Source organism: Streptomyces sp. NPDC059897 (assembly GCF_042730865.1).
GTDB lineage: Bacteria > Actinomycetota > Actinomycetes > Streptomycetales > Streptomycetaceae > Streptomyces.
The window spans coordinates 1-17,221 of sequence record NZ_JBHWKQ010000027.1; the positions used below are offsets into that span (position 1 = coordinate 1).

At 71.0% G+C, this 17,221-nt stretch carries 15 protein-coding genes; 2 read left to right on the plus strand and 13 right to left on the minus strand.

What is annotated here, in order from left to right:
- Positions 1-144 precede the first annotated feature (144 nt).
- The 10 genes from ACFV9W_RS26355 to ACFV9W_RS26400 all read right to left on the minus strand — a co-directional run bounded on the left by ACFV9W_RS26355 (position 145) and on the right by ACFV9W_RS26400 (position 9,370).
- Positions 145-1,719, minus strand: coding sequence for a PTS ascorbate transporter subunit IIC (locus ACFV9W_RS26355; protein WP_385765123.1), 1,575 nt, complete (start codon positions 1,717-1,719; stop codon positions 145-147).
- A gap of 37 nt (positions 1,720-1,756) precedes the next feature.
- Complete coding sequence (locus ACFV9W_RS26360; protein ID WP_385765125.1) at positions 1,757-2,551, minus strand: PTS sugar transporter subunit IIA; 795 nt, start codon at positions 2,549-2,551, stop codon at positions 1,757-1,759.
- A 166-nt stretch (positions 2,552-2,717) separates the two neighbouring features.
- A complete protein-coding gene (locus tag ACFV9W_RS26365; protein WP_385765127.1) occupies positions 2,718-2,942 on the minus strand; it encodes a hypothetical protein in 225 nt (74 codons plus the stop codon).
- Positions 2,943-3,058: 116 nt separating this feature from the next.
- Positions 3,059-3,997 carry an ABC transporter permease gene (locus tag ACFV9W_RS26370; RefSeq protein ID WP_385765129.1) on the minus strand — a complete coding sequence of 313 codons (939 nt, stop codon included), beginning with the start codon at positions 3,995-3,997 and terminating at the stop codon, positions 3,059-3,061.
- A complete protein-coding gene (locus ACFV9W_RS26375; protein ID WP_385765131.1) occupies positions 3,984-4,781 on the minus strand; it encodes an ABC transporter ATP-binding protein in 798 nt (265 codons plus the stop codon). Before ACFV9W_RS26375 ends, ACFV9W_RS26370 begins: the two co-directional genes overlap by 14 nt.
- A 56-nt stretch (positions 4,782-4,837) precedes the next feature.
- A complete protein-coding gene (locus tag ACFV9W_RS26380; RefSeq protein WP_385765133.1) occupies positions 4,838-5,944 on the minus strand; it encodes an ABC transporter substrate-binding protein in 1,107 nt (368 codons plus the stop codon).
- A gap of 71 nt (positions 5,945-6,015) precedes the next feature.
- Positions 6,016-6,117 (minus strand): putative leader peptide, encoded by a 102-nt coding sequence (locus tag ACFV9W_RS26385; RefSeq protein WP_385765135.1) that lies wholly within the window; start codon positions 6,115-6,117, stop codon positions 6,016-6,018.
- Between the two features lie 131 nt (positions 6,118-6,248).
- Positions 6,249-7,481: an acyl-CoA dehydrogenase family protein gene (locus tag ACFV9W_RS26390; RefSeq protein ID WP_385765137.1), complete on the minus strand. Its 1,233-nt coding sequence runs from the start codon at positions 7,479-7,481 to the stop codon at positions 6,249-6,251.
- A gap of 10 nt (positions 7,482-7,491) precedes the next feature.
- Positions 7,492-8,082 (minus strand): winged helix-turn-helix domain-containing protein, encoded by a 591-nt coding sequence (locus ACFV9W_RS26395; RefSeq protein WP_385765139.1) that lies wholly within the window; start codon positions 8,080-8,082, stop codon positions 7,492-7,494.
- A 283-nt stretch (positions 8,083-8,365) separates the two neighbouring features.
- Entirely contained in the window at positions 8,366-9,370 is a 1,005-nt protein-coding gene (locus ACFV9W_RS26400; RefSeq protein ID WP_385765141.1) for an amino acid ABC transporter permease, read from the minus strand.
- A gap of 558 nt (positions 9,371-9,928) precedes the next feature.
- Between ACFV9W_RS26400 and ACFV9W_RS26405 the strand changes: the two genes are divergently transcribed.
- Entirely contained in the window at positions 9,929-10,888 is a 960-nt protein-coding gene (locus ACFV9W_RS26405) for an ABC transporter substrate-binding protein (RefSeq protein ID WP_385765143.1), read from the plus strand.
- 74 nt (positions 10,889-10,962) lie between these two features.
- Here the strand turns inward: ACFV9W_RS26405 and ACFV9W_RS26410 are convergent, their stop codons facing one another.
- From ACFV9W_RS26410 to ACFV9W_RS26420, 3 genes are all read right to left on the minus strand, one after another.
- Positions 10,963-13,674, minus strand: coding sequence for a beta-N-acetylglucosaminidase domain-containing protein (locus ACFV9W_RS26410; RefSeq protein ID WP_385765145.1), 2,712 nt, complete (start codon positions 13,672-13,674; stop codon positions 10,963-10,965).
- 149 nt (positions 13,675-13,823) lie between these two features.
- Complete coding sequence (locus ACFV9W_RS26415) at positions 13,824-14,738, minus strand: endonuclease/exonuclease/phosphatase family protein (RefSeq protein ID WP_385765147.1); 915 nt, start codon at positions 14,736-14,738, stop codon at positions 13,824-13,826.
- Positions 14,739-14,919: 181 nt separating this feature from the next.
- On the minus strand, positions 14,920-15,819 hold the full coding sequence (locus tag ACFV9W_RS26420) for a helix-turn-helix transcriptional regulator (protein WP_385765149.1): 900 nt from the start codon (positions 15,817-15,819) through the stop codon (positions 14,920-14,922).
- Between the two features lie 151 nt (positions 15,820-15,970).
- Between ACFV9W_RS26420 and ACFV9W_RS26425 the strand changes: the two genes are divergently transcribed.
- Positions 15,971-17,206 carry an MFS transporter gene (locus ACFV9W_RS26425; RefSeq protein WP_385765151.1) on the plus strand — a complete coding sequence of 412 codons (1,236 nt, stop codon included), beginning with the start codon at positions 15,971-15,973 and terminating at the stop codon, positions 17,204-17,206.
- Positions 17,207-17,221 lie beyond the last annotated feature (15 nt).

Consider the following 17,221-nt stretch of genomic DNA (forward strand, 5'->3'; position numbering starts at 1 on the left):
TCATGGAGGTCTTGGGCGCCGCGGCTTTGGTGATCGCCTGGGGCTTCGCGATCTGATCGGGCCGCCGCTTAGGTGTGATGCGCGGCCGAGGTCAGGTGTGTACGGCGGGCCTTCACCCGTGTCACGCGTGTCGTGCGAGGAGGCTCAGTCCTCCGGCGGAGGCGGCGGGGTCGGGGCGCCCGCCGGCGGCTGGATCTTCGCGTACGTGCGGGAGACCGGCGTCTCGCCGCCCGCGGCCTCGTCGTGCTGCTCCGGGCGGTCCTCCGGCGGCAGCAGGGCCGCACGCTTGGCGCCCGGGTCCCAGCCGGTGTCCACGACCCGCTTCTGCCACGTGATGGCCGCGGCCAGGATCAGCAGGCCGACCACGAGCATGAGGATCACGCCCGCGACGTCACCGGCCTTGGCGACGTTGCCGAGGATCAGCCCGAGCCAGCCGAAGTCGGCGTCGCCGAACGTGGTGTTGGCCGAGCCGAACGAGCCGAGGACGCCCAGCAGGAACGCGGGGAGGAACGTGATCAGCACACCGTTGAGGAACGAGCCGAGGGCCGCGCCGCGGCGCCCGCCCGTCGCGTTGCCGAAGACACCCGCCGCGCCACCGGTGAAGAAGTGCGGGACGAGGCCCGGCAGCACGAGGGCCGTGCCGAACGCGGGCTTGAAGACACCGACGAGCAGCCCGAGGCTCACCAGGCCGCCCACGAAGGAGCAGATGAAGCCGACGAGCACGGCGTTCTGGGCGTAGGGGAAGACGATCGGGGCGTCCAGGGCGGGGATGGCGCCGGGCACCACCTTCTGCGCGATGCCCTGGAAGGCGGGCACCAGCTCGCCGAGGATCGTGCGGACACCGAAGAGGATGACGGCGACGGCGATGCCGAACTGGAGGCCCTGGTTGACCGATGACATCAGGTAGTTGCCGACACCGGTGGAGGGCGACCCGCCGCCCGTCGCAAACGCCTTGAAGGCCTCCGTCCTGCCGACCTTCGCGAGGAAGACGATGGCCATGATCATGTAGATGAGCAGCATCGACAGGGCGGTCGCCACCATCGAGTCGCGCAGGAAGCGCAGGCCCTCGGGCAGGTTCATCTCTTCCGTCGAGCGGCTCTTCTTGCCGACGGCCTGACCGGTGGCGCCGGAGACGATGTACCCGGCCGTTCCGAAGTGTCCGACGGCGACGGTGTTGTTGCCGGTGACGCGCTTGGTCCAGGGATGCGCGAAGGCGGGCATCGCGACGAGCATGATGCCGAGCAGTACCGCGCCGGCGACGACCACGACCCATGAGGTGACGCCCGCGGTCGCCATCACCATCGTCAACAGCGTTGCCATGAACAGCATGTGATGGCCGGTCAGAAAGACGTAGGAGAGTGGTGTGAAGCGGGCGAGCAGGAGGCTGACGAGGAAGCCGAGGATCATCAGCCACGCCACGCGCGAGCCGTACTCGGCCTGCGCGATGCCGACGATCGCCTCATTGGTGGGGATCACACCGTGCGAACCGGTGGCACCCGTGATCATGGTGCCCAGCGGGGCGAGCGAGTTGGTGACAAGGGTCGCGCCCGCGCCGATCAGCAGGAAGCCGAGGGTCGCCTTGATGGCGCCGCCGATGACCTGACCTGCGGACTTCTTCAGGGCGATGAGGCCGACGGCCGTGATGATGCCGATGAGATAGGCGGGGACGCTGAGGATCTCGTTGACGATGAATTTCGCGATGTCGACGAGGGTGTTCATGCGGACTCCTGGGGAGGGGAGCGGTGGGGGCGGGGGATCAGACGTCGTAGAGGTCGCGCATGGCCGCGTCGACCTCCTTGGTGCTGGTGAAGTCCTCGATCACCCGCACCGGCACACCCACGTCCCCGAGCGTCCGCGCGATCTCCCGCGAGGTCATGATGGCCACCGCCTCGGACGCCTTGCCCTTCGCGGAGATGGTGTCGGTCGCCTCGGTGGTGATGTACCGGCCCCACTTCCAGCGGTCGAGCACCTTGTCCAGCGTCGACTTGAGGAAGAGGCTCGTGCCGACACCGTTGCCGCACACCGTCAGGATCTTGTGCATGCCGTGCCCCGAGCCCTTGGGCGCGGGCTGTGCGGGAACACTGTCGGACGGTTCCGGCTCCGCGTCCCCCATGAGGATGCGCCGCAGCGCCTCAGGTGTCGGGGCACGGTCGAGGGCCGCGGAGGTGTCGGCGTCGGCGAGCAGCCGGGCGAGGGCGCCCATCGCCTGGGTGTGTGCCCCGGCGTCCTCGGCGGCGAGGGCGACGACGAGGTGGACCGGGTCGTTCGTCTCGTGCCCGAAGCTCACCGGCGTCGACAGCCTCACCCATGACATGCCGGTACGCCGGACGGCGGGGGAGGGCCGGGCGTGCGCGAAGGCGAAGCCGGGCGCGATGACGATGTAGGGGCCGTTCTCCCGGACGTTGCGGAGCATCTCCTCGGTGTACGTGTCCGTGCTGACGTCTGTGGAGACGAGCAGGTCACCGGCGGCACGCACGGCTGCCTGCCAGTCGGGGGCGGCCACGTCGAGGCGGATGGCCTCGACGGGAATCAGATCGCTGAGTTCACTCATACGAGCAGTGGCTACGAAGGACGGCCCCGTGTCAGTGCGACACGCCGGACGCGGACACCTTCGTTATGAGGATCCTCCGGGTGCCGCCCCGGGCACGCCGAGGCGGCCCCGCCGAAGCGGGGCCGCCTGCGTCATGCGTCACGCGAAGGGACCGAACCCAAGGGGCTCAGTGGTTGTTGAACCAGGCGCCGAAGTGGGCCTCGGCCTCCGCCTCGTTGGCGACGGTGACGCCGTTGTGCCCGCCCACGTTGACGAAGTCCTGGGTCTCGGCTTCGACGTGGGTTTCGGCCTGACCGGCGCTGTTCGCGCCACTGTCGGCGACGGCGGGACCGGCTGCGATGAAACCGGCCACCGCGGCAACGGCGGCAGCGGCTGCGATGCGACGCACCATGAACTGCTCCTTCAGGGAGGGGGTCAAGTGATCACTTAAAACATCACCAGACCGCACGGAGGCTCGCATCTTGAGCGCTCGCACGACACTCGCGTGCAGCAACGCGCTCCGCCATCTCAGCGTCGTGCCAGCAGTCCCCGCCCCCGCAGCACCCGCCGCTCCAGCGGGCTGAAGATCAGCAGGTCGATGGCGATGCCCACCACGAGGATGAGGAGGATGGCCAGGAACACCTGCGACATGCTGCTGTTGTTGCGGCCGTTCTCCAGCAACTGGCCGAGGCCCACACCGAGATCGGGCGACGAGGCGATGATCTCGGCGGCCATCAGCGAGCGCCACGAGAAGGCCCAGCCCTGCTTCAGCCCGGCGAGATAACCGGGGAGCGCGCCCGGCATCACGATGTGCCACGCCCCGCGCAGCCCGGTCGCGCCGAGGGTCCGCCCGGCGCGCAGGTACAGCGGCGGGATCTGGTCGACGCCGGCGACGAGGCCGTTGGCGACGGACGGGACCGCGCCGAGCAGGATCACGGCGTACATCATCGAGTCGTTGAGGCCGAGCCAGATCACGGCGGGCGGCACCCACGCCACCGACGGCAGTGACTGCAGACCCGACAGGATCGGCCCGATGGCCGAGCGCACGAACCGTACGCGGGCCACCAGCAGGCCGAGTGGTGTGCCGATGGCGAGGGCGAGCAGGAAGCCGAAGAGGCCGCGTGACACGGATGTCCAGATGGAGTCGAGGAGCGTGCCCTGGAGCCAGGCCGTGCGCACCTCGCCCCACACATCGGCGGGCGAGGGCAGCTTGTAGTCCGGGACGACCCCCGCCCACACCAGCGCCTGCCAGACCACCAGCACCACGGCGACCGCGGTGACCGGCGGCAGCACCTTGCGGCGCAGTGTCTCGCGCAGCGGCGTACGGGGGGACCGCACCGAGTCCAGTGCGTCGAGCCCCGCCTCCAGGCCCGCGAGATCGTTCGGACGTCCGGGCTCGCGGGGCGCCGCGGTGGCGTCCTTGGCGGCCTCCGCGTCGAGGGTGGCGGTGTGGTCAGTGGCGGCCATGGCGGCGGATCTCCCCACGCAGTTCTTCGGTGATCTCGGCGGACAGTTCGGCGACCGCGGTGTCCTCCAGGCGCCGCGGCCGGGGCAGGCCGACCGTCCACTCCCGGGCGATGCGGCCGGGGCGGGACGACAGCAGGACGACGCGCTCGGCCAGGCGCACCGCCTCGCGCACGTTGTGCGTCACGAACAGCACCGACACACCCGTCTCCTGCCAGATGCGGGTCAGCTCGTCGTGCAGCACGTCGCGGGTGATGGCGTCGAGCGCGGCGAACGGCTCGTCCATCAGGAGCAGCCGGCTGTCCTGGGCGAGCGCGCGGGCGAGCGCCACGCGCTGGCGCATCCCGCCCGACAGCTCGTGCACCCGTTTGCCGTGCGCGCCGGTCAGCCGGACGAGGTCGAGCAGCCGCTCCGCCTCGGCGCGCCGCTCCTGGGCGGCGACCCCGCGCAGCTTGAGGGCCAGCTCGATGTTCTTGCCCGCGGTCAGCCACGGGAACAGCGCGTGCTCCTGGAACATCAGGGCGGGCCTGCCGTCCGTGGCGATGGAGCCCGCGGACGGCAGATCGAGGCCCGCGGCCAGGTTGAGCAGAGTGGACTTGCCGCAGCCCGAGGCCCCCAGGAGGGTGACGAACTCGCCCGGCGCGACATCGAGGGTGATGTCGTCCAGGACGAGCTGTTGTCCGCCGGGCGTGCCCGGCGCGGGGAAGGACTTCGAGACGTGCTCGATACGCGCCGCGTGTGTCACCGTCTCGACGGCCTCGGCCGACCCGGGTGTCGTGGTGGCCATGGGTGTCACCTCCTGAGGGCTCGTCAATTCCTTGACGCGCCACGTCCGATGGGTTGCTACTTCGCGCCGAGACCGGCGTCGTCGACCTCGTCCGCGCCCTCGGCCTTGAGGACCTTGTTGAGCGGCTCGAGGTCGTAGATGCCGTTGAGGTCGGGCTGCTCGAGGAGACCGGACTTGACCGCGTGCTTCGCCTCGGTGTCGAGGGTCGAGGCCAGCGGGTCGTCGAGGAAGTCGATGGACTTCCAGGCCGGGTCGAGGACCTTGGCCGGCAGCGCCTTGCCCGACAGCTTCTTCAGTGCCTCGTTGGCGGAGGCCTTGGCCTTGTCCGGGTTGGCGTTGATCCACTTGTTGGTCTTCACCGAGCCGCGGAGCACGGCCTCGACGACGTCCGGGTGCTCCTTGAGGAACTTCTGCGACACGATGATGTTCGTGATCACGAACTTCTTGTCCGGCCACAGGTCGGCCTCGTCGAGGATCGCCTTGCCGCCCTCGGACACGAGCTTGGAGGCGGTCGGCTCGGGGACCCAGGCGCCGTCGATGGAGCCGGACTTGTAGGCGTCCGGCGTGATCTTGTTGTCGGTGCGGACGACGGAGACATCGCCCTTGCCGCTCTGGGCGTCGACCTTCCAGCCCTGCTCCGCGATCCAGTTGAGGAACGCGACGTCCTGCGTGTTGCCGAACTGGGGCGTGGCGATCTTCTTGCCCTTGAGGTCGTCCAGGGACTTGATCTTCTTCGGGTTCACGACCAGCTTGACGCCGCCGGAGGCCGAACCGCCGATGATCCGCAGGGACTTGCCCTGGGACTTGGTGTAGCCGTTGATGGCGGGGGAGGGGCCGATCCAGCCGATGTCGATGGAACCGGCGTTCAGCGCCTCGATCTCGGAGGGCCCCGCGTTGAAGGTCGACGGCTTGATCTGGGTGCCGCCGAGCTCCTTCTGCAGGAGTCCCTGCTGTACGCCCACCAGGGCGGTGCCGTGCGTCAGGTTGGGGAAGTAGCCGATCTTCACCGAGTCGGCGGAGAGCTTCTTGCCGCTCGACGCGGCCTTGGCCTGGTCGCCGCCGTCGGTCGACTGGGACCCGTAGCCGCACGCGGTCAGCAGGAGGGGGAGTGCTGCCGTGGCGGCGAGGATGCGCAGGGTGGAGCGGGAGCGTGCGGGAGACACGGAGGTGTCCTCTCGGGAAATGGGTGGTTCGGGGGAGGCGCGCGGGGCGCCGTGGGACCGGGGCCGGTGGCTCAGGCGGCGCGACAGATGGCGCTGGAGGTGCGGCCGAGGTCGATGTGGCGGCGCGAGGTCAGCAGAAGGCGCGACAGCTCGGCGCGGCTCAGCGTACGCATGGCCACCCCCTGCCTTCCCGAGTTTTCCTACCTGACAGATAGGGATCGTGGCAGAAGGTGGCTCTCACCCCAAGAGGGTGTTCATCATATGGACGTACGTGTCTCGTATTCCGAGAAGACCGTGAGAATCCTCAGGCGGGAAGGGCGAACGGGGGCTGCGCGCCGTTGAGGAAGTAGTCGCCGATGTCGCGCAGTTGGTGCCCGATCGGCTCGTGCAGTGTGTGGGTGCGGGCGTTGCGCCAGAAGCGGTCGAAGCCGAGCGTCGCGGAGGCGGCGCGCGGGCCGACGATGTCCAGGGCCCGGGTGGTGGACTCCTGTGCGGCCCTGGAGGCGGCGGTCTCCGCCATGGTCACGAGCGCGGCGACCTCCGCGTACGCGTCGTAGGCGAGCTCGTCGCCGAGTGCCAGAGCCGTCTGTACGGCCCCCAGCGCCTGGTCGGCGAGCGCCGACGCGGAGCGGACGAGGACGGTGAGCTCCCCAAAGGTGGTCAGCACCTGCGGGTCGTGCGGGCTGCCGACCGGCCAGGCCGGATGCAGGGGTGTCCGGCCCGTCCTGCTGTACTCGCGGGCCTCCGCGAGGGTTCCCTCGGCCGTTCCGAGCAGGACCTGGGTGGAGACGAGGTGGGCGACCGGCGAGGCGAGGGCCGTGCGGGGCGGCAGGAAGTCCTCGTCCGCGGAGAGCGGGCCGAGCACCTCGTCGGCGGCGACCGGCACGTCGTCGAACTCGACGGTGCCGCCGGCCGCGAGCCGCCGCCCGAAGGTGTCGGCCGCGGCGTCGACCACGACACCGGGCCGGTCGGCGTCCAGTACGACGGCGAGCGGTGCGCCCGTGTCCGCCCGCACGGCCCGCACGGCCAGCCGGTCGGCGGCCAGGACGCCGGTGGTGTAGTCCTGCCGCCCGTTGAGCACCAGCCCGTCGGAGCTTTTGGTCAGCGTCAGTGTGGGCTCCTGGCGGGCGAACCCGCCGCCCCAGCACCACTGCTCGGCCGCGGACCGCTCCTCGATCTGCGCGGCGAGCGCGGGCCCGGCGAAGAACCGGGCACTGCCCGCCAAGAAGTAGTGACAGCCGAGCAGTTGGCCGATCGCGCCGTCCGCCGCCGCGATCTCCCGGACGACGGCGAGGGCGGCGGCCCAGTCCCCGCCGCCTCCGTCGGTCCCGGTCGGGGCCGGAGGTGTCAGCAGCCCCGCCTCGCGCAGCCGTGACACCTCGTCGACCGGGGCCTTGCCCGCCTGCTCCCTGGCGACCGCGTCCGTGGCGAGGTCGTCCGCCACCTCGCGGGCCACCCGCAGCCAGTGCGGATGGTCGCCGCCGGCCCGTTCGTGGGCCGGGACGGGAAGGGGCGACGCGGTGGCGGGGGCCGTCACGGTGATCTCCTCAAGGTCGGTGGCAGGGGGCGGGCTCGGAGCCGTCCTGCCGGTCGGGGCGCCGCTCGGGGACGTACTTGTACCCCACGCGTCGTACGGTGACGATCCGCTGGCGGTGGGCCCGGCCCAGCTTGCGCCGCAGCCGGGCGATGTGGACGTCCACGGTGCGGCCGTCACCGACGTGGTCGTAGCCCCATACGGCCGTCACCAGCAGCTCGCGCGTCAGCACGTGGTGCGGGCGCTGCACGAGATGGGCGAGGAGCGCGAACTCCAGGTAGGTGAGGTCGAGTTCGCGGCCCTCCAGCTCGGCCACATGGCGCACGGGATCGATGCGGATGGCGTCGTCCGCGGGCGGTGCGGCGGGCGGCGGGGACGGGAGTGGGGTCGCGGGGTCGACCGGCCGGATCTCGGGCCGGGGGCCGCCCTCGGCGAAGAGCCCGGCGGGGTCGGTGCCCTCGGGGACGAGCAGCAGGTATCCGACCATCGGTACGGAGCCGCGCTGGCCGCCGTCTTGCGGGGTGTCGCGGACGAGGCTGAGATGGCGGGCGTCGGAGGGTGGCGCGGTGGCGTGGGCGGGGCGGGTCTGCGGTGCCGTGGTCATGGCGGGTGTCCCTCGGTGGTGTGTCGGGCCGCCGGACGCGCGGTGGATGAACGCGCCTAGGCGGCCGGGGAGTTGGCGTGCGGAGCGGCACGGTCCGGCCGGTGGGCCGGGTGCCTTACGCGCGACAGCACGCGGCGCTGACGACGTGACCAAAGTCGACATGCCGACGACGAACGAGTCGCTGCTGCGTACGGGACATGTGCACCATCCTGTGCGTCCGGGCGGGCCCGGTCAAGGATTTCCTAGTAATTCGGTAGGGAAAGTGGGGAAGGTGTGGCGCAGCTCACCGGTCACCGCCGGCCGCGGGGCGTGTGTCGGCCGCCGTCACCCGGCTCAACCAGGCGCGGGCGGCGGCGATCCGGCCGCGCAGGCGCTGGAGCGGAGTGGGCGGCAGCGTCCGCGAGTCACCCCGCGCGTAGTGCCGCTCCACGTAGAACTGCCCCACGCTGAGCACGCTGGTGACCGCGATGTACCAGAGGGTGGCGACCATGAGCAGCGGGATCACCTGGTACGTCTGGTTGTAGATGAGCTGCGCCGAGTACAGCAGGTCGTGCACGGCGAGCACGCTCACGATGCTCGTGCCCTTCAGCGTGCCGATCAGCATGTTCCCCGCGGTCGGCACGATCGAGCGCATCGCCTGCGGGACGACGATCCGGCGCAGCGTGCGGCGCCTGCTCAGACCGAGGGCCTGTGCGGCCAGCGTCTGCCCGGAGTCCACGGAGATGATGCCGCCGCGCACCACCTCGGCGGCGTACGCGGTCTCGTGCAGCGTCAGGCCGATCAGCGCGGTGAGGGTCGGCCCGAACAGGTTCACCGTCTTGACCGTGACGAACTCCGGGCCGAACGGGATGCCGAGCCCGAGCGTCGGATACAGGGTGCCGATGTTGAACCAGAACAGCAGCTGCACCAGGAGCGGCGTGGACCGGAAGATCCACACATAGCCCCAACTCAGTGTCCGCAGAACCGGGTTGGCGGACAGGCGCATCGTCGCGAGCACGGTGCCGAGCAGGAACCCGAGGACCATCACGGCGGCGGTCAGCCACACCGTCAGGAGCAGCCCGTCGAGCACGGCGGAGGTGGTGAAGTAGTGGCCCACCACCGCCCACTGGAAGGCGCCGTTGCGGACCACGGAGTTGAGCACCATCGCGAAGACGAGCAGCGCGACGGCGGCGGACGCCCAGCGGCCGAGGTGCCGGCGCGGCACGATCCGGGTGGCGGACGCCGCGGGCGCCGGATCCTCGGGCGATGCGGCGGGAGTGGGTGTGACGTAGGACGACGTCGTGGTCATCGAAGTGTCTCCGGAGAGGGAGGCGCGGGCGCGGAAGGCGCCCCGCGGCACAGGCGGGAAGGCGTGGACGGATTCGGCGTCGTCACATGTGCCGCGTCCCTCAACGCGGCCGGAGCAGGCCCTGGGGGCCTGTCCACCGCCGATCGTATGTGCCCGCGCCGCGGATGTGTCAACACGGCCTGGGAGCCGTGGAGTAGAGACCGCCCGGCATGCGGGCGCCGCTTGACGTGACCGCCGAAGTCCTGCTCAATTGTCCGCATGACTGCCCAGCGCCTGGTCTCGCGCGACCACATCGACTTCGGTCGGGTGTGGTCCGCGGCGTGTTGCGCCTGAACCGGCAGCGGGACCTTCGACCGGCCCTTCCCTCCCTCGGTGACCCCGTCGCGGGCCGAGTCCTCTCCTGACGCGCGCTGCCGCGACACCTCTCCTCCTTACGACACCTGCGCGTGACACGTCCCCGTACGTGACACCGCGCCCGGCGTCGTCACACCCACCTGTACCGAACCGCCGCCTCGCGGGCGCCGCGCGCTGCCCGCACACCCGAAAGGCCCCCGACCCGTGAACCTGCCCGGGACCAGAACCCGACCGCGCCTCGCCGCCCTCGCGCTGCTGCCGCTCCTCGCGCTGACCGCCTGCGGCTCGGGCGACACCGAAACCGGCGGCGCGGCGGGAGGGGGCGCGCAGGCCGCCGCCGCACCGACCGGCAACCCGGTCGCCGCCGTCCGCAAGGTGGACTCCGCCGCCGAGCTGCTGCCCGAAGACATCCGCAAGAAGGGCACCCTGCGCATCGGCAGCTCGACCGGAGGCCCGCCCGCCGCGTACTACCCGAACGGCACCGGCAAGAAGCCCGTGGGCCAGGACATCGACCTCGCCGACGCCGCGGCCAAGGTGCTCGGCATCCGACTGAAGCGCCAGGACGCCTCGTTCGAGACGATCCTCCCGGCCCTGGAGAGCGGCAAGTACGACCTCGGCACCGGAAACTTCGGTGTCACGGGCGAACGCCTGAAGACCATCGACTTCGTCACCTACATCAACGACGGCCAGGGCTTCGCGGTCAAGACGGGTGACACCTCGTTCGGCAAGAAGATCACCGACCTCGCCCAGCTCTGCGGCCGCAACATCGGCGTCGGCGCCGGCACCACGTTCGAAGCGACCCTCGACGCGGAGAAGTCGCGCTGCACCAAGGCGGGCAAGAAGCCGTACGACGTGCAGGTCTTCTCCGACAACGGCGCCACCCTCACCGCACTCCAGCAGGGCCGCATCGACGTGATCATGTCGACCATCAACGGCCTGCGCCACCAGGCGAACAACTCCGCGTCGCGCACCACCTTCCTCGGCGAGTTCCACCGCCTCGACGTCGGCTTCGCCTTCAAGAAGGGCTCGCGGCTCACCAAGGCGTTCCGGGCCGCGGTCAACGAGCTGATCGAGGACGGGACGTACGAGCGGATCCTCAAGAAGTGGGGCACGTCCGAGTCGGCGATCGAGACATCACGCGTCAATCCGCCGGAGCACACCTGACAGCGGGGGGATACCGAAACGGGTGCGGAGGCCGCCAAGGACTCTCCGCACCCGCCCCGTTCACAACACGGCGCCTACTTGGTGATCACCTCACTCACCACCGGAGCCGCCGACCCGTCACCCCACACGAGCCGCACCGCGTCCGCGCTCGCCCCGGCGGGCGCGGGCAGGGCGGTGACGGAGCCGTCGAGCGGGCCGAGGTCCTGCCACGTGCCGCCGACGCGCAACTGCACCACCGCCTTCGAGGACGTCGCGCCGTCCGGGCGCAGCACTGTCACCGAGGTCACCGAACGCGGCGCCGGGTACGTCACCGTGAGCGCATCGCCCGACGCGGGGGCGGAAGCGGCACGGTAGGCGTTCTCGGGCTTCCCGTCCGCCGCCGCGGCCAGACTGCTGCCGTCCCCGGGAGCCGGGCCGCCGCTCACCGTCGGGCGGTCCGTACGTGCCACCGCGAACTCCCGGACGACCAGCCAGTTCGTCTGGTCGGCCGTCGCGCGGGCACGCACGTACCGGGCGCTCGTGCCGCTCGGCGCGTCCGCCGTCCACGTCGCCTTCCCGCTGAACTCCGCGCCCAGCGCGTGCCACGTCGTGCCGTCCGACGAATACTCCAGGACACCCTTGTGCAGATAGTCCTCGGTGCTTCCGGACTTGCCCATCGCCACTGTCACCGAGCCGAGCGGCTGCGCACCGCCCAGGTCGACACCGACACCCTCGCCGGTCTTCGGCGCCCGGCTGCTCCAGAAGTACGTGGAGTCGTCGCCGTCGGTCATCCGGTCGGCAGTGTTGCCGTTGTAGACCGGCAGCTTGGTGGTTCCGGTCGGCTGCGGCGGCAGACCGAGGTCCTTGTCGGACGTGTCCCGCACCTTCGCGAAGAACGGTTCGAGCACACCTTCACCGACGACCACCGGCACCTTGCCGCCATTGAGGTCGGTGTACCGGAACGACTTCGCCTCGGCCACCAGGCCGGGGAGCTGCTGACGGAGCGTCCAGGCCGCCTCCGTGTGCCCGGCGCGCTGCTCCTCCAGCATCCGCACCGCCGCGACTCCGGCCCTGCCCCACGCCTCGGCCGAGTCGAGCCACGGCCCGGAATCCTCGACGAATCCCTTCTCCACGCCGCCGCGGATCGTCGCCGGCGCGTCCCGCAGCCCGGCGAACGCGGCCGTCAGCGCGGACGCCGGGACGGAACCGTCCCAGTACCCCTTCATCAGCCTCGACAGCTCCGGCGCCTCCACCGAGTCCATCCGCGAGCTGTGATTGAGGTCCGTGAACGCCCGCAGCGCCCGCGCCACCTTGGCCTTCCCGCCGGCCATCTCCTCAACGGCCGCGCGGTACGAGGCATCGGGTTCGTACGCCGCGTCGTTCCACGTGTAGTCGGCGACGGTGTGCAGCGCGAGCTTCGAGGCGTACGGCTGGATCATCGGGTTGGCGGTGATCCCGGCCAGTTCCTCGGCGAGCCCCTTCTCGCGTCCGCTGAACGGGCCGAGGAAGAGCCGCCCGGTCGCGAAGTCGTTGACGGGATAGTTGTCCCAGGTCAGGATCTCGTGCCCGAAGACCGTCTTGGCCCGCTTCGCCTGAGCCACCGTCATCGTCGGCGCCACGACACCCTCGCCCGTCCATTCGACGAGCACATCCTTGTCGAGCTGCCCGGAGATCGCCGTCTTGTACGGCGTGGAGGTGGTGTTGTAGTACTCCGTCGGCACCATCTGGAGTGGCAGGGCGCCGTCATGGGTCCTGATGAACTGCTGGTTGACCCGGTTGAGCAGATACGCCTGCGCCTGTCCGGCCGCGCCGCCTCCGGTGCCCCACTTCGCCTTGTCCGCGTCGCAGTTCCAGTCGGTGTAGCTGATGTCGTCCAGCGGCACCGCGAACTGCCGCACCCCGATGTCCCACAGCGTCTGGAACTTGTCGGTGAGCGCCTTGAGGTCGTCGTCCGAGCTGTAGCAGACGCTCAGGCCGGGGGAGAGGGCGTAGGTGAATTCGACGTGGTTCGCCCGCGCCCGCGCCACCAACTCCTCGATCTGGTCGAGCTGTTCGGCCGGGTAGGGGTCGCGCCACTTGGCGCGCAGATACGGGTCGTCCTTCGGCGAGTACACGTAGATGTTCATCTTGTGCTCGCCGTAGTAGTCGAGCTGGTCCAGGCGCGCCGCGTGCGACCACGGGGTGCCGTAGAAGCCCTCGATGACACCGCGCACCGGTGTGGCCGGCCAGTCGCGCACGGCCAGGCCGCGCACGGTGGCGCCGGGGGCCGTGCGGTGCGGCAGCACCTGACGCAGCGACTGCGCCGCGTAGTACGTGCCGGTCGGGTCGGCGCCGGACAGCACGATGCGGCCCGCGCCCTTGCCGCCTATGGCGAGGACGTACCCCTCGGCGGCGAGCCCGGCCGGCCCATCGGTGTCCAGACCGTCGAGCGCACCCGCCGACGCAGGGTTCTCGCTCGGCCCGCCGACGTAGACCGCCAGCGAACCGGAGCCCACGGGCGCCTTCCGGACGGTGGTGACATCCCGCGCACCGGCCGCCTTCAGCACGGCGGTGGTCAGCTTCACGGCGGCCGGATCGGACTTCGCGCCGGTGACGACGGTGACGGCGGGGGTGATGGTGACCCGGTCGGACCGCTGCCGCTCGCTGTGCGGGGCCGGGGTGATGACGGGCGAACTGTCGCCGGACCCGGCCTCCGAACCGGCGGCGGCCGGGCCCGTACCAAGGGTGAGCGGAGCTGCGGCCAGGGCCGCCACAGTGAGGACGGCGACGAGTGGCGTCCTGCGGGATCTGTGCTTCGGGCGGAACATGAGTGAACCTCCACGGTGGGCACATACGACATGCTGTAGCGGACTAGACCACTTCAGTGATGGGCTGTCAATGTTGCACGAAGGGGCGGGAGTTTGAGCAGTTTCACGCATTGCGGTGCCCTGAATCGCCGACCGCGGGGTGGCATGTCTCAGCCGAGCGTCACCCTCACCTGCACCGGCAGATGGTCGCTCGGGTACTGGCCGTCCTGCTCGTACGTGTTGATGGCCGCGGAGTGCACCGTCACGCCCGGTGTGGCGAGGATCCAGTCGATGCGGTCGCCGTCCGGGGTGAGTGGCTTGTAGCCGTGGAACGTGGCGTAGAGCTTGCTGCGTACGGCGGCCGCGTCCCAGGTGTCCTGGAGGCCCGTGGCGAGGAGCTGGTCGTAGACCGGGTTGCCGTGCGCGGCCACGTTGAAGTCGCCGGTCATCAGCAGGGGGAGGGAGGTGTCGAGGGCCGCGACGCGCGAGGCGATCAGCTCTGCCGACTTCACGCGGGAGAGCTGCACCTGGTGGTCGAAGTGGGTGTTGAGGACGTAGAACTCCTTGCCGCCGTCGGCGAGGTCCTCGAAGCGCACCCATGTGGCCATCCGGATGACCGAGTTGCCCCAGCTCTTCGAGCCGATCAGCTCCGGGGTGTCGGAGAGCCAGAAGTGGTCGAACTCGACGGGGCGCAGGCGTCGCGTGTCGTAGAAGACGGTGGCGAACTCGTCCCGGCTGCCGCCCGCTCTGCCCGTGCCGATCCAGGCGTAGTGCTCACCCAAGTCGGTGTGAATGTCCTGGAGTTGGTGGTACAGGCCCTCCTGGGTGCCGATGATGTGCGGTCGCTCGGCGCGGAGCAGTTCGCGCATCACGGGGCGGCGGTCGGCCCAGGAGTGCGGTGAGGTGTCGGAGGCGTAGCGGAGGTTGAACGTCATGACGTGCAGGCGGCCTCCGCGGCCCGCAGGCGCGGCGCCCGCGGGAGTGGCGGCGGTGGTGGTCACCGCCGCCGCGGCGGGAAGCGCGGCGGCGAGGGCGAGTGCGGCGCGCAGCCCGTGGCGGCGTGTGAGGCGGGGGTGCTCGGTCATGGGTCCTCCTGGTGCGTCGGTGGCAGGGCAGGGGGCCCACGATGGCGAGCTCGGGTGAGGCGGAGGTGAACGGTCGGCGGCGGTGGGTGTGACGTCTGTGGGCCCTTGACCCCCTTGTGCCCAAGGGGTGTTGGAGTGATGCCGGGGGCGGTGGGCCATGGCCTGATCCGAACCACAGGCCCTACGTGCGGGGTGGTGCGGCCGCCCGGGTGCGGGTGGCCGCGAGGCTGGCGAGGAGCTTGAGGCGCTCCTCGGAGGTGGTGCCGGGCTCCGCCGAGTAGAGCGTCAGGTCGTGCACGGCGCGGCTCGCCATCGGCAGGTCCAGGGAGAGGTACGAGAGTTCCAGCTCGCCGACGTCGGGATGGCTCAGCCGCTTGAGGCCCTCGTGGCGGATGCGGACGTCGTGGGCCGCCCACTGCGCGCGGAACTCGGAGCTGAGCGTGGACAGTTCACCGATCAGCTCGCGCAGCCCCCGGTCGTGGGGTTCGCGGCCGGCCTCGGCGCGCAGCAGGGCGGTGGTCGCGACGGCCGCGGCGCCCCAGTCGACGAAGAACTCCTGCGACCCGGGGTCGAGGAAGATGTAGCGGGCGACGTTGGGCCGGCCCTGCTTGTCGGTGGTGGCACTCTCGTACATCGGTGTGTGCAGGGCCTTCGCCAGCGCGTTGTGGGCGATGACATCCTGGCGGCCGTTGCGCACGAAGGCCGAGGACATCGTCATCGAGTCGAGCATCCACTGGACGCGCGGCGGCACCGCGACGTCCTTGCGGCGGGACGGAGCACGGCGGGCGGGCTTGGCGGCGCGGGCCAGGTCGAACAGATAGGTGCGCTCGTCCTCGTCCAGCTGCAGGGCCTGCGCGACCGCCGAGAGCACGTCCTCCGACACCCCGCCGATGTGTCCCTTCTCAAGGCGCGTGTACCACTCGGTGCTGACCCCCGCCAGGACGGCGACCTCCTCGCGCCGCAGCCCCGGGACGCGCCGCCGGGCGCTGGTGGGCAGCCCCGCCTGCGCCGGGGTGATCTTGGCGCGTCGGCTGGCGAGAAAGTCCCTGATCTCGCCGCGGTGGTCGCTTCGCTCGTCCATGCGTTCCACGGTAGCCACGGGACGCCGCGGAGGGAGGTCGAGCTTGTACCCCCTATAAACGCGACCTTCCCCACCTGCGCAAACGCCGGTTTCGTGCGGTCAGCACCGCAGAACCACAGCACCGCACTGAGACACCCCACGGAGTTGATGCATGAGTACGCGAGGAGGAACCCTCCACGCCCCCGCCGACGGGCGCCCCGACCGCTCCGAGCCGCCCGCCCGGCTCCCGCTCGTCGTGTACGTGCTGGCGATGGGCACGTTCCTGATGGGCACCACCGAGTTCGTGGTCGCCGGGCTGCTGCCCGAGATCGCGGGAGACCTGCAGGTCGGGGTCGCGCGGACGGGGCTCCTGATCACCGTCTTCGCCGTCGGGATGATCGTGGGCGCGCCGCTGATGGCGATGCTCACGCTGCGGCTGCCCAAGCGGCTCACCCTGATGCTGGCCCTGGGTGTCTTCGCCGTGGGCCACGTCGTCGTCGCCCTCGGCTCCAGCTTCCCGCTGCTGCTCGCCGCTCGGTTCCTGACCGCGCTGGCCACCGGCGCGTTCTGGGCCGTGGCCAATGTGGCCGCCGCGAACGCCGCGGGACCGGCCGTGAGCGCCCGCGCCCTGGGTCTCGTCGGGGCCGGAGCCATGCTGGCCAATGTCGTCGGCGTGCCGCTGGGCGCGTTCGCGGGACAGCTCATGGGCTGGCGCGGACCGTTCTGGGCCCTCGCGGCCCTCGCCGCCGCGGCCGTCCTGGTGATCGCCCGCACCGTCCCGCGGGACGGCCCCGACCAGCACGCCGGATCGATCCGCTCCGAGCTGTCGGCGCTGCGCTCCGGCCGCCTGTGGCTGGTGCTGGCCGCCTGCGCCACCACCACCGGCGGGGTCCTGGCCGCGTACTCATACATCGCGCCGCTGCTGACCGGCCGGTCAGGGCTCGCCGCCGGGTACGTACCGCTGGTCCTGGTCGGCTTCGGCCTCGGCGCCCTCGCGGGCTCGCTCGTCGGCGGCCGCCTTGGCGACCGCCGCCCGCACGCGGTGACCATCGTCGCCCCGGCCGGAGCGACACTCCTGCTGCTCGCGATCTGCCTGCTGGCGGGCTCGGCCCCGGCGACGGTCGTGCTGGTCGCCCTGCTCGGCTTCTTCGGTCTCGGCGCCAACCCGGTCCTGATCGCCCTCGCCGTCCGCTGCGCCGACCGGGCCCCGGCCCTGGCCTCCGGCCTCACCGTCGCGGCCTTCAACCTCGGCACGGCCGTCGGATCCTGGGCGGCCGGACTCTCGCTCGACGGCCCGCTCGGCACGACGGGACCCGCGGTCGTCGGCACATTCGTCGCCGCGCTGACTCTGATCCCCGCGATCATCATGGGCCTCACGAGGCATCGCGGCGTGGCGGCGGCGTCCTAGGGACCGTCGTCGTAT

Bases quoted from the DNA above. Each gene is read 5' to 3' on its own strand.
- ACFV9W_RS26370 (WP_385765129.1), bottom strand. From the start codon at position 3,997: ATGGCCGCCACTGACCACACCGCCACCCTCGACGCGGAGGCCGCCAAG.
- ACFV9W_RS26355 (WP_385765123.1), bottom strand. From the start codon at position 1,719: ATGAACACCCTCGTCGACATCGCGAAATTCATCGTCAACGAGATCCTC.
- ACFV9W_RS26415 (WP_385765147.1), bottom strand. From the start codon at position 14,738: ATGACCGAGCACCCCCGCCTCACACGCCGCCACGGGCTGCGCGCCGCA.
- ACFV9W_RS26385 (WP_385765135.1), bottom strand. From the start codon at position 6,117: ATGCGTACGCTGAGCCGCGCCGAGCTGTCGCGCCTTCTGCTGACCTCG.
- ACFV9W_RS26375 (WP_385765131.1), bottom strand. From the start codon at position 4,781: ATGGCCACCACGACACCCGGGTCGGCCGAGGCCGTCGAGACGGTGACA.
- ACFV9W_RS26425 (WP_385765151.1), top strand. From the start codon at position 15,971: ATGAGTACGCGAGGAGGAACCCTCCACGCCCCCGCCGACGGGCGCCCC.
- ACFV9W_RS26420 (WP_385765149.1), bottom strand. From the start codon at position 15,819: ATGGACGAGCGAAGCGACCACCGCGGCGAGATCAGGGACTTTCTCGCC.
- ACFV9W_RS26395 (WP_385765139.1), bottom strand. From the start codon at position 8,082: ATGACCACGGCACCGCAGACCCGCCCCGCCCACGCCACCGCGCCACCC.
- ACFV9W_RS26360 (WP_385765125.1), bottom strand. From the start codon at position 2,551: ATGAGTGAACTCAGCGATCTGATTCCCGTCGAGGCCATCCGCCTCGAC.
- ACFV9W_RS26400 (WP_385765141.1), bottom strand. From the start codon at position 9,370: ATGACCACGACGTCGTCCTACGTCACACCCACTCCCGCCGCATCGCCC.
- ACFV9W_RS26410 (WP_385765145.1), bottom strand. From the start codon at position 13,674: ATGTTCCGCCCGAAGCACAGATCCCGCAGGACGCCACTCGTCGCCGTC.
- ACFV9W_RS26365 (WP_385765127.1), bottom strand. From the start codon at position 2,942: ATGGTGCGTCGCATCGCAGCCGCTGCCGCCGTTGCCGCGGTGGCCGGT.